Below are 1,469 nucleotides of genomic sequence, written 5' to 3'. Positions count from 1 at the left end.
CTTACGGAAACGCTTCGGCGATTTACAGCCGGACCAGGGCATCGCTGTAAATCTGTCATTATTCTGAAGACAGTCTTATTGCTTCTGAATACATGTTTACAAAGGGGCCCCTCTCCGCTAAGAGGAAGACTCATTTTTTAATTTTCGTAATACGGAGCACCTGATGGTCACCACACACGTTTTTATCGCGGTTAGTCTTGATGGTTACATCGCCCGACAGAATGACGATATCGACTGGCTGCTGCAGCGCGACGATCCGGCGGAAGATCATGGCTATGAGGCGTTCATCGCGGACAAAGACTGCATCGTGATGGGACGAGGGAGTTATGAGAAGGTACTGACCTTTGACGCATGGCCTTACGATCGTCCCGTGCTGGTGCTCTCGCGACGGCTTGCCGATACGCCCGTGCCGGAGGCGCTGAGGGGCAAAGTGCAGTTCTCATCCCGCACGCCAAAGGAGGTGCTTGACGAACTCGCTACGCAGAACGTTCATCGCGTCTATCTTGATGGCGGACAGGTGATCCAGTCGTTCCTGCGCGAAGGACTTGTAGCCGATATGGTGATCACGACCGTACCTGTACTGCTCGGGGAGGGAAAACCGCTGTTCGGAACGTTGTCCCGGGATATTGATTTGACACTGGTATCAAGCCGCAGCTTCCCTTCGGGCCTGGTGCAGTCGCATTATCGCCTGACGCCATAACCCTATCGCAACGGTCTGCGCAAAAAAAACCGCCAAAAAATGGCGGTAAATGCTTGCATGGATAGATTTGTGTTTTGGTCTCTACGTCCCGACACTCCATGGCCGGGTAGCGGATCTCACACAATCTAACACCTGTTGTCTTAACGAACGCTAAACAACCTTATTAACCAGTATGGGTATTGATCTGCAAATAACGCATAAGGCCCTGCTCAGCGCTCTGTTTTGCATCGTCATTAATGGCTTCCAGATAAAAGGAGCGAGCGACACCATAAGGTGCTTTTTCAGAGGGATACACCGCAAACTGGAATGTTTTTCCTCTCGCCTGATGAGTGCAGTCTAATTCCCAACGCTGATCGTTCACTTTTTTGCTGGCGCAGGCAACGCTACCATAATCGCTGGTTAAATAAGAACCCACGCGAATTTCTGCAGATTGAATATATTCTGGTTCGTCATTACCTGCATAACGAACCCCTGCAGCGGCTCCAACAGCCACTGCCAGAAGCGCAAGCGCTATTATTTTTTTCATTTATAAATGACCTGTTCCTTAGCCTAAGATTACTATTATATAAGATTAATCCGTAATGCATACCTCCAATTGTGGACCAGAAATGGTAGTTTACAAAGATTAAGATGTTTTTAGGAACTGTCCTAACCGCTATTTCGAACGCACATTATTTGACATTTTCTTTGCGCTAATTTTAATTTTTGAATAATAACCCGGTAATGACTCCAACTTATTGATAGTGTTTTATGTTCAGATAATGCCCGA

At 47.7% G+C, this 1,469-nt stretch carries 2 protein-coding genes; one reads left to right on the top strand and one right to left on the bottom strand.

Going from position 1 to position 1,469, the window contains the following annotated elements; genetic code table 11:
- Positions 1 to 163: 163 nt before the first annotated feature.
- Positions 164 to 700 carry a dihydrofolate reductase family protein gene (locus ADJ24_RS05570; protein ID WP_023311762.1) on the top strand — a complete coding sequence of 179 codons (537 nt, stop codon included), beginning with the start codon at positions 164 to 166 and terminating at the stop codon, positions 698 to 700.
- Between the two features lie 163 nt (positions 701 to 863).
- Here ADJ24_RS05570 and ADJ24_RS05565 read toward each other — a convergent pair whose 3' ends face one another.
- Positions 864 to 1,226 (bottom strand): hypothetical protein, encoded by a 363-nt coding sequence (locus ADJ24_RS05565; protein ID WP_023311761.1) that lies wholly within the window; start codon positions 1,224 to 1,226, stop codon positions 864 to 866.
- Positions 1,227 to 1,469: the final 243 nt, after the last annotated feature.

This window comes from Enterobacter sp. 940_PEND, assembly GCF_001059415.1.
Classification (GTDB): Bacteria; Pseudomonadota; Gammaproteobacteria; order Enterobacterales; family Enterobacteriaceae; genus Enterobacter; species Enterobacter cloacae_M.
Note: the sequence above shows the minus strand (reverse complement) of the source record. Positions and strands in the feature narration are given on the sequence as shown.

Excerpts from the sequence above, each read along its gene's own strand:
- ADJ24_RS05570 (WP_023311762.1), top strand. The coding sequence starts at position 164 with ATGGTCACCACACACGTTTTTATCGCGGTTAGTCTTGATGGTTACATC.
- ADJ24_RS05565 (WP_023311761.1), bottom strand. The coding sequence starts at position 1,226 with ATGAAAAAAATAATAGCGCTTGCGCTTCTGGCAGTGGCTGTTGGAGCC.